This window comes from Romboutsia sp. 1001285H_161024_C4 (genome assembly GCF_015550185.1).
In the GTDB taxonomy this organism is placed as follows: domain Bacteria; phylum Bacillota; class Clostridia; order Peptostreptococcales; family Peptostreptococcaceae; genus Romboutsia_C; species Romboutsia_C hominis.
Genome location: NZ_JADNAJ010000020.1, coordinates 1 through 9,090, shown reverse-complemented (window position 1 = coordinate 9,090; position 9,090 = coordinate 1). Strand labels below are relative to the sequence as shown.

Genomic DNA, 9,090 nt, shown 5'->3' with positions numbered 1-9,090 from the left:
GAGTTTGGACCGTGTCTCAGTTCCAATGTGGCCGATCACCCTCTCAGGTCGGCTACTGATCGTCGCCTTGGTAAGCCGTTACCTTACCAACTAGCTAATCAGACGCGGGTCCATCCTGTACCGCAAAAGCTTTGATATTTTTACCATGCGATAAAAACATGTTATCTCGTATTAGCATACCTTTCGGTATGTTATCCGTGTGTACAGGGCAGGTTACCCACGCGTTACTCACCCGTCCGCCGCTCTTCTCCGAAGAGAATCGCTCGACTTGCATGTGTTAGGCACGCCGCCAGCGTTCATCCTGAGCCAGGATCAAACTCTCAAATAAAAGTTGTTACCTGCTCAGACTATCATTATCTGAATATCTGGCTTGGTTTGTTTTCGATTCTTTTAAGAATCATTAGTTATATAAATTAACCTACTGTTTAATTTTCAAAGTTCATTTTCGTTTTTGCCCTTTTCTTAAGGACAAGTAATACTATATCACCTTACATTTATATCGTCAATACTTTTTTTAAACTTTTTTTAATTTTTTTCTTAATCTATTATTATCTGTGATTTAGTCTATGTATTTTTCTACATTTCATACTAATTTTTATACTTTTTATTGATATAAGAAAACTTTTTCACAAGCTTCCTTATATCAATAAATACTATTTCTCTAATAGTTGTGTCATTCTACTTATATCTAAACCTAAGACATGTTCTCCATCTATAATAGTTAGAGGAATAGACATATACCCCATACCTATCAACTTTTTCTTGGCATCTAAATCTTTCGATATATTATATTCTTTATATTCAATATTTTTATTTTTTAGAAACTCTTTAGCTTTTATACATTGTGGACATGTATCGCTAGTGTATATCTCTACTACTTTCATCTATCTGCTCCTAAGTATTTATTTTGTTATGCTTGTATTTTTTTTTATATTATATTAGATTATTATTAACTCATTATTAGTATATAATATAATACATAATTTATTTTTTCTAAGTTAATATATTTAATAATACAAAAAATTGCATTATTATTCAATATAACTCTACATTTTAGGAGGATTTTAGTATGAGCAAAAAAGTATTGATTATGTCTGCTTCAACTGGTGGAGGTCATAATAGAGCTGCTCGAGCAATTAAAGAGGAGTTAGAACAAAAAACGATAGATGGTTTTAATATACAATGTGAAATAGTGGATAGTTTAAAATTAGTTAATAATACAATGGATAAAATAATTTCTAGGGGATATGAAAAATCTGCTATATATACTCCAAAAGCTTATGGTAGTGTATACAGATTTTCTGAAACCTCTCTTGTTTCTAAAAATGAGTTTAAAGGTAATTTGCTTACATCTTTAATGGCAAAAAAATTCAAAAAGCTTTTAAATGATTCTAAACCCGATTTAATTATAGGTACACATCCCTTCCCTATGATAGCTTTAAGTACACTAAAAAAACATAGTGATGGAGGTTCTGATCACGGTTTACATCTAGGTGATCACCATGATACTATAGATGTGCCTCCAATGATCTCTGTCCTTACAGATTATACTACTCACTCTACATGGATACAAAATGAAATAGACTATTATATAGTAGGTCATGAGTATGTAAAAGAATTGCTAGCATATGAAGGAGTTGATACTGAAAAAATCAAACCTTTTGGTATCCCCGTAGAAAAATCATTCTTAAGTAATAGAGAAAAAGAAGAAGTTTTAAATGAATTAGGTTTATCTTCTGATAAACTTACAGTTCTACTTATGGGAGGAAGCTTTGGAGCTGGTAATATAAAAGAAACCTTAGAAGAATTACTGAATATTGATAGAGATTTTCAAATTTTAGTCATTACAGGAAGAAATGAATCCTTAAAAGAGAAACTTGAAAAAAAACTGGCTACTCACAATCATAATAAAAATATATGTGTACTTGGGTACACTAATAAAATGAATGATATACTTGCTTCTATTGACGTTTTAATAACAAAACCTGGTGGTTTAACTACTACAGAAGCATTATTAAAAGACGTTCCTATGATTGTTCCATATTATATTCCAGGACAGGAAGAAGAAAACTTAGATTTTCTTTCAAATTGTGGTGCAGCCCTTAGAACTACTAAAAAGTATTCTCTTTCAGTTTTACTGAAAGTACTAATAGATGATCCATCTAGATTAGATATGTTAAAGAAAAATATAAAATCTATAAGAAAATTTAATTCTTCTCAAAATATAGCTAATTTAGTTGAGGATGTATTACTATCTATGAATTAATTTTAATTAAATTTACATAATAAATGCCCAATGGATAATATCCTTTGGGCATTTTACAATTATATATATTAGTATGTAGGTTCATAAAAATCTTCTTCATAATCATATTGATACTTCTTATAATTATTCCTAAAGCACGAGTTTTTGCTTTTCTGAGCTTTACTGTTTTTTTTCTTTATTAATAAGCTCATATCATCAGATTCTGTAAACTTTGTTTTTCCTTTAGATTTTAAGTTTTTTTCTCTTTTTTCTTTCAAAGCTTTTCTCTCTTCTAGGCTCATTGTTGATTTCATTTTATTCTCCTATAAATAATTTTGAATGAATTTATTAAAATTATACATTAACTTATTGCTTAATTCAACAAGTGTACCTTATATTATTTGAGTAAATTTATATCAATAAACGACAAAAAATCGAGGTAAATACCTCGATTTTTTATATTTCTCTTCTTCCTTCTAAAGCTTTTGATATAGTTACTTCATCAGCATACTCTAAGTCTCCACCTACTGGTAGACCATGAGCAATTCTAGTAACTTTTATCCCCATAGGTTTTAAAAGTCTAGCTATATACATAGCCGTAGCTTCCCCTTCAATCGTTGGGTTTGTAGCCATTATTACTTCTCTTACATCCTGATTTCCTAATCTTTGGATTAGCTCTTTAATTTTTATCATATCAGGTCCAATACCATCCATAGGAGATATAACTCCATTTAATACATGATATTGCCCCTTAAATTCTCTTGTTCTCTCCATAGCAGCAACATCTCTAGGATCTTCTACTACACATATTACACCAGCATCTCTGTTTTTATTAGAACACATACTACAAGGGTCTGTGTCTGTTATATTACAGCATACTGAACAATATTTTATTTCTCTCTTAGCTTCTAAGATAGCTTTAGATAAAGACTCTACATCATTAACATTCATGTTTATTACATGGAAAGCTAATCTTTGAGCCGTTTTTCTACCTACCCCTGGAAGCTTTGAAAATTCTTCTATAAGCCTAGCTATAGGCCCTGTATAAGATTGCATATTATCACCTACTAGAATAACCCTGGTATGTTCATTCCTCCAGTTAATTTACCCATTTGAGATGATTGCATTTCATCAACATTTCTTAAAGCTTCATTTATAGCACTTAATACTAAGTCTTGTAACATCTCTATGTCATCTGGATCAACAACTTCAGGTTTTATATTTATATCTAAAACTTCTTTCTTACCGTTAACTTTTACAGTAACAGCTCCTCCACCAACTGAAGCTTCTATTTCCTTAGCTTCTAATTCTTCTTGCATTTTTTGCATGTTTTCTTGCATCTTTTGAGCCTGCTTTAATAAATTGTTCATATTTCCAGGCATCATTCCGCCTCCAAAACCTCTTTTAGCCATTTTAAATTCCTCCTTAAAACTATTTTATTTTAATATTATATCATATTAGTGTTTATTATTTACTTTCATTTTCTTCGACACTATCTTTTATTTCTAGTATCTCCTCATTTACTATACTTTTTAGAATCTCCTCACCTTTATCAACTTTTCCACTCTTTATTTCTAAGTCTATGTTTTTAACTTCAGATTCTAATATTATTTTTATATTAAAACTTCTACTTATAGTTTCTCTTATTACTTTTTCTATATATGCTATAGTATCAGGTTCGCTTAGTCTTTTCTTAGCAAACGCAAATCCATCTGCGTATATTAGATATAACACATTTTCATATACGTTAAAACTACTTACATCACCTAATAAGAAGTATACTGGCATTTGTTTACTTTGCTTATCATCCTTTATACTCTTTCTAATCTTAGGCCATGATGACTCTATAAGCTTAACATCTTCACTTTTAACAGATTCGTATACTACTTCATCTGTCTCTATTATTTCTTTTTCCTCTATTATATTATTAGTATTCTCTATATTGTTGCTATTAACCTTTATATTTCCACTCTCTATTTTCTTCTCTAAATTCTCTATTCTCTTTATTAAAGCTTCTTTACTTTCATCAAACATAGGTTGGGCTATTTTCATCATAGTAACTTCAGCCAGAACCCTTGGATTCGATGAGCTTTTCATGCTATCTTGTGTAACAGATAATATATTTAAAACTCTTATAATATCATTTACATCTACACTTTCAGCTTGGGACTTTAATTTATCTATAGTCTCTTCTGGTAAAGAAATTATCTCATCTAATTCAGTTGACACCTTACAAACCATAAGATTTCTAAAATGGTCTATTAAATCATTAATTAAATTTCTTATATCCTTACCCCAAATTACAAATTCATTTAGTGCTTGAAGAGAGTTTTTTGTATCTTGATTTATTATGAACTGAGACATCTCAAATAATTGCTCTATATTTACTGTTCCTAATAATTCAACTACATCTTTGTATTCTATTTTGTTACCACCAAAAGATATACATTGATCTAATATACTTAAGGCATCTCTCAGTGCACCTTGTGCATTTCTAGCTATTAGGTTAAGTGCTTTATCTTCAACTTCTATATTTTCCTCATTGCATATCTTTTTCATTCTTTCAGACATATCATTAACCGTAACTCTTTTGAAGTCAAATCTTTGACATCTAGATAGTATTGTAGCCGGTATCTTATGAGGTTCAGTTGTAGCTAATATAAATATTATATATGATGGCGGTTCTTCTAATGTCTTTAAAAGTGCATTAAAGGCCCCTTGCGATAACATATGAACCTCATCTATTATGTATACCTTATATTTAGCCTTTGTAGGCGAATATTTAACACTTTCTCTAAGCTCTCTTATATCATCTACACTATTGTTAGATGCCGCATCTATCTCTACAACATCCATTATATTATCATTTATTATATCCTTACATACTTCACATTCATTACAAGGCTCTTGGTCTTTACTTTGCACACAATTAACTGCTCTAGCAAATATTTTAGCCGTAGATGTTTTACCTGTCCCTCTCGTTCCTGTAAATAAATATGCATGTCCTACATTATTACTTTCTATCTGATTCTTTAACGTTCTTATTATATGTTGCTGGCCCACAACATCTTCAAAATTTTGTGGCCTATATGCTCTATATAATGCTTTATGCATTCTTATCTCTCCTTAAATAAACTTCATACAATTAATCTATTTTTATCTAATTATATCATCACATTACTTATATTTTAAATGCTAGTATTTATTTTTATATAAAATACAACCTACATTAATTATTAACGTTATTAAATGTAAATATATACTAATCAAACTAAATTTATTTTAAAATATAAATTATCTTAACTAATTTTATTAAAAGTATAAAAAAACATATTTTTTATACCATATCTATTAATCATATTTTGTATACTCATTAATATATTTCTAAAATTATGCATAGAGTAAAAAACTCATGATTTTCTTATAATTAAAAAAAATCTCTTATAATAAGAGATTTGTTTTTTATATATTAAAGCTGTACACCATCTATTGATTTACTCTCATAGGCGTTACCTAAACAGTTAGCTCAACTTAGGCACCCCTACGGCACACGGAAGTGATCACTTACCGCTGCTTCCTTCCGGATCTGACGGGGTTCATGAGCTTCCATTGCGTAGGACCTAAGTGTCAACACCACTTATTCAGGGCAGCCCTACAAGATATAAACCTCTAGATGGAATTCAATCCTGCTATAGCGGATTGCAGGTTACAGGGCACCGCTACCTCCCCATCTAGTACAGCAAACTTATAACCATATTTAAATTTTCCTCTGGCGGAGAGAGTGGGATTCGAACCCACGATACGCTTTTGACGTATACTCACTTTCCAGGCGAGCGCCTTCGACCGACTCGACCATCTCTCCTTATTATCTTTTCCTAAGAGCTCTAAAAAATTCCTGTAATATATTAGAACATTCTTCTTTTAAAACACCGAATAAGACATTTATATTATTTCGTTCATAGTAATCAGTCTTAAATTTATGCTGATTTTCTGTATATTCGTTTTTTATATGTTTAGTTCCTATTATAAGTTTTTTTATTCTAGAATTAACTATAGCCCCACTGCACATAATACAAGGTTCCATTGTAACATATAATTCACAATCAATAAGTCTCCATCCACCTAAGTTTCTAGCAGCTTCTCTTATTGCTACAATCTCAGCATGAGCTGTGCTATCATTTAAAGTTTCAGTTAAATTATGTCCTCTGCCTATAATATTGCCATCTTTAACTACTATGGCTCCTATAGGAGTTTCGCCTTTTTTAAAGGCTTTATCTGCTTCTTTCAAGGCTTCTTTCATATATAGTTCTTTATTCATATTTCCTCCTAGAACTTATAACACTTCTATATTATCATAGTTACATTTATAATTCAACTGAATTTTAATTTATTTGTACAAGTTAAAATTAGTTACTATTGCATAATTCTTAATTATAAGTAATATTAAACAATGTAAATTGGCTATATTTGTAACTTAAATAGACTATAATATCATTAGGTTACAAGGGTTAAATTTGTGAGGACTATCTATAGCTTATATTTTTCTAAACTACATACAGTTGCATCCTATTTCTTGTTAAAAATATTATATCACTATATATAAAAACCAACAGAAATCTGTTGGCCTTTATATATAGATAATGATCTTCTTAATATATGTCTAAATTGCGTTAGATCTTATAATTCTTCTTTCTTTATAACATCTACACCCATGTATGGTCTTAATACTTCTGGAACTACTACTGAACCATCTTCTTGTTGATAGTTTTCTAATATAGCAGCTAAACTTCTTCCTACTGCTAATCCAGATCCGTTTAATGTATGAACGTATTCTGCTTTAGATTTTTTGTCTCTCTTGAATCTTATACCAGCTCTTCTAGCTTGGAAATCTTCAAAGTTTGAACAAGAAGATATCTCAACGTATCTGTTGTAACTTGGCATCCATACTTCTAAGTCATATTTAAATGCTGCAGTGAACCCTAAGTCTCCTGTACATATCTTAACAACTCTGTAAGGTAATCCTAATAATTGTAACATTTTTTCTGCATCATTAGTTAATTTTTCTAACTCATCGTAAGAATCTTCTGGCTTAACAAATTTAACTAATTCTACCTTGTTAAATTGATGTTGTCTTACTAATCCTCTAGTATCTCTACCAGCAGAACCTGCTTCAGATCTAAAGCATGGAGTATATGCACAATATTTTATTGGTAATTGGTCAACTGTTAATATTTCATCTCTATGTATATTTGTTACAGGAACTTCAGCAGTTGGTATTAAGAAGTAATCAACACCTTCAACTTTGAACATGTCTTCTTCGAACTTAGGTAATTGACCTGTTCCTATAAAGCTAGTTCTATTAGCCATGAAAGGAGGTAAAACTTCTGTATATCCATGCTCAGCTGTATGAGTATTTAAGAAGAAGTTTATTAACGCTCTCTCTAATCTAGCTCCTAATCCTTTGTATAAAGTGAATCTTGAACCTGTTATTTTACTTCCAGTTTCAAAATCTAATATTCCTAATCCTGTTCCTATATCCCAGTGTGCCTTATGTTCAAAGTTAAACTCTGTAGGTTCTCCCCAAGTTCTTATTTGAACATTATCTTCATCTGTTGTTCCTTGCGGAACATCAGGATGAGGTACATTTGGTATTCTCATTAAGTTGTATTCCATCTCTGCTTCTACAGCTCTAACTTTTTCATCCATTCCTTTTATCTTATCTGATAATTCTTTAAGTTGAGCTTTAGCTGCCTCTACATCTTTACCTTCTTTTATTAATTGAGGTATTTTCTTAGATTCTACATTTAACTCATTCTTCATTACTTCAACTTCTTTAAGTAATTCTCTTCTTTCGTCATCTAATCTAACTACAGCATCTAAGTCGAATTCTTTTTCGCCTCTTCTATCCATAGCTTTTTTTATATCTTCTAAATTTTCTCTTATTCTTCTGACATCTAACATTGCTAATTCCTCCTTATATTTTATAATTTATTTTACTTTAATTAACCTATTCAAAACTTATAACTTTTGTTAATCTACCAGCGCTAATAAATTAATTTTAGTCATAAATAACGTTTTCTAATACATGTATTTTTATCTAAAACCTTAATCTTAGGGTAATTATTGCATTAAAAAAAGACCTTCATTCCCCTATGAAAGGGACGAAAGTCTTGTTATCCGCGTTGCCACCCTAATTGGTTATATAAAAATATAACCCTCTCAAACCTGTAACGTAGGTATACGTCTTACCTTATTGTTTCGGTAGAAGCTCCAGAATAGATTCAAAAACCATTGTAATGAGTTCACACCTACCACTCACTCTCTGAATACAAACTTGCTCTTTACTAATTTCCTTCAAAGCTTTTTATTAATTCTTCTATTTGATAATCATTATATTATATATATTATCAAGTTTCAATAGTATTATTCAAAAAAGTTTTTTCAGTTTTAAAAAATTTTAATTTTTACAATCTCTAACTCTAGCTATTTCAATGCTTCTAATATTTTTTATATAATTATATATTTTATTTATTAGATTTAATATATGGTATGAAAAACAATTATATTTATTTTTTTGCATAAAAAAAGACTACGTGGCTACGTCTTACTCTTCCAGGGGGTCGCCCCCCAAGTACCATCAGCGCTAAAGAGCTTAACTTCTGTGTTCGGTATGGGAACAGGTGTATCCTCTTTGCTATAATAACCACATAATCTTTATCTTTTAGAGTTAATACTCTGAAAACTGTATATCATTTAGTTAATGATTTTGGTCAAGTCCTCGACCTATTAGTATCGATAAGCTAAATACATTACTGCACTTACACCTTCGACCTATCAACCAGGTA

The 9,090-nt window shown here is 30.3% G+C and carries 8 protein-coding genes, 1 tRNA gene, 3 rRNA genes, 1 other RNA gene and 1 other annotated feature; of the genes, 1 reads left to right on the top strand and 12 read right to left on the bottom strand.

From position 1 onward, the window contains the following. Positions 1-328, bottom strand: a 16S ribosomal RNA gene (locus I1959_RS14950); the annotation flags it as partial. A 325-nt stretch (positions 329-653) separates the two neighbouring features. Then, entirely contained in the window at positions 654-884 is a 231-nt protein-coding gene (locus tag I1959_RS14945) for a glutaredoxin family protein (protein ID WP_092921367.1), read from the bottom strand. 185 nt (positions 885-1,069) lie between these two features. On the opposite strand from I1959_RS14945, the gene I1959_RS14940 reads away from it, so the two are divergent. Further along, complete coding sequence (locus I1959_RS14940; protein ID WP_195238871.1) at positions 1,070-2,266, top strand: MGDG synthase family glycosyltransferase; 1,197 nt, start codon at positions 1,070-1,072, stop codon at positions 2,264-2,266. Positions 2,267-2,334: 68 nt separating this feature from the next. Here the strand turns inward: I1959_RS14940 and I1959_RS14935 are convergent, their stop codons facing one another. From I1959_RS14935 to I1959_RS14890, 10 genes are all read right to left on the bottom strand, one after another. Beyond that, complete coding sequence (locus I1959_RS14935) at positions 2,335-2,559, bottom strand: hypothetical protein (protein ID WP_092921363.1); 225 nt, start codon at positions 2,557-2,559, stop codon at positions 2,335-2,337. Positions 2,560-2,701: 142 nt separating this feature from the next. Further along, on the bottom strand, positions 2,702-3,301 hold the full coding sequence (gene recR / locus I1959_RS14930; protein ID WP_092921361.1) for a recombination mediator RecR: 600 nt from the start codon (positions 3,299-3,301) through the stop codon (positions 2,702-2,704). Between the two features lie 11 nt (positions 3,302-3,312). Then, positions 3,313-3,657, bottom strand: a complete 345-nt coding sequence (locus tag I1959_RS14925; protein WP_092921359.1) for a YbaB/EbfC family nucleoid-associated protein — start codon at positions 3,655-3,657, stop codon at positions 3,313-3,315. Positions 3,658-3,712: 55 nt separating this feature from the next. Continuing rightward, positions 3,713-5,359 (bottom strand): DNA polymerase III subunit gamma/tau, encoded by a 1,647-nt coding sequence (gene dnaX, locus I1959_RS14920; protein WP_195238869.1) that lies wholly within the window; start codon positions 5,357-5,359, stop codon positions 3,713-3,715. A 361-nt stretch (positions 5,360-5,720) separates the two neighbouring features. Beyond that, positions 5,721-5,985, bottom strand: an RNA gene (gene ffs, locus I1959_RS14915) — signal recognition particle sRNA large type. 30 nt (positions 5,986-6,015) lie between these two features. Further along, positions 6,016-6,107, bottom strand: a tRNA-Ser gene (locus I1959_RS14910). Between the two features lie 3 nt (positions 6,108-6,110). Next, complete coding sequence (locus I1959_RS14905; protein ID WP_092921356.1) at positions 6,111-6,563, bottom strand: nucleoside deaminase; 453 nt, start codon at positions 6,561-6,563, stop codon at positions 6,111-6,113. Positions 6,564-6,922: 359 nt separating this feature from the next. Further along, positions 6,923-8,206, bottom strand: a complete 1,284-nt coding sequence (serS, locus tag I1959_RS14900) for a serine--tRNA ligase (protein ID WP_195238867.1) — start codon at positions 8,204-8,206, stop codon at positions 6,923-6,925. Between the two features lie 193 nt (positions 8,207-8,399). After that, positions 8,400-8,612 (bottom strand) — a binding site (T-box leader). Positions 8,613-8,836: 224 nt separating this feature from the next. After that, positions 8,837-8,953 (bottom strand): 5S ribosomal RNA (rrf, locus tag I1959_RS14895). A gap of 58 nt (positions 8,954-9,011) precedes the next feature. Then, positions 9,012-9,090 (bottom strand): 23S ribosomal RNA (locus tag I1959_RS14890); the annotation flags it as partial.

What these genes read in the sequence shown, in the direction of transcription:
- I1959_RS14925 (WP_092921359.1), bottom strand. Translation starts at nt 3,657, where the DNA reads ATGGCTAAAAGAGGTTTTGGAGGCGGAATGATGCCTGGAAATATGAAC.
- dnaX (WP_195238869.1), bottom strand. Translation starts at nt 5,359, where the DNA reads ATGCATAAAGCATTATATAGAGCATATAGGCCACAAAATTTTGAAGAT.
- I1959_RS14940 (WP_195238871.1), top strand. Translation starts at nt 1,070, where the DNA reads ATGAGCAAAAAAGTATTGATTATGTCTGCTTCAACTGGTGGAGGTCAT.
- I1959_RS14945 (WP_092921367.1), bottom strand. Translation starts at nt 884, where the DNA reads ATGAAAGTAGTAGAGATATACACTAGCGATACATGTCCACAATGTATA.
- I1959_RS14905 (WP_092921356.1), bottom strand. Translation starts at nt 6,563, where the DNA reads ATGAATAAAGAACTATATATGAAAGAAGCCTTGAAAGAAGCAGATAAA.
- recR (WP_092921361.1), bottom strand. Translation starts at nt 3,301, where the DNA reads ATGCAATCTTATACAGGGCCTATAGCTAGGCTTATAGAAGAATTTTCA.
- serS (WP_195238867.1), bottom strand. Translation starts at nt 8,206, where the DNA reads ATGTTAGATGTCAGAAGAATAAGAGAAAATTTAGAAGATATAAAAAAA.
- I1959_RS14935 (WP_092921363.1), bottom strand. Translation starts at nt 2,559, where the DNA reads ATGAAATCAACAATGAGCCTAGAAGAGAGAAAAGCTTTGAAAGAAAAA.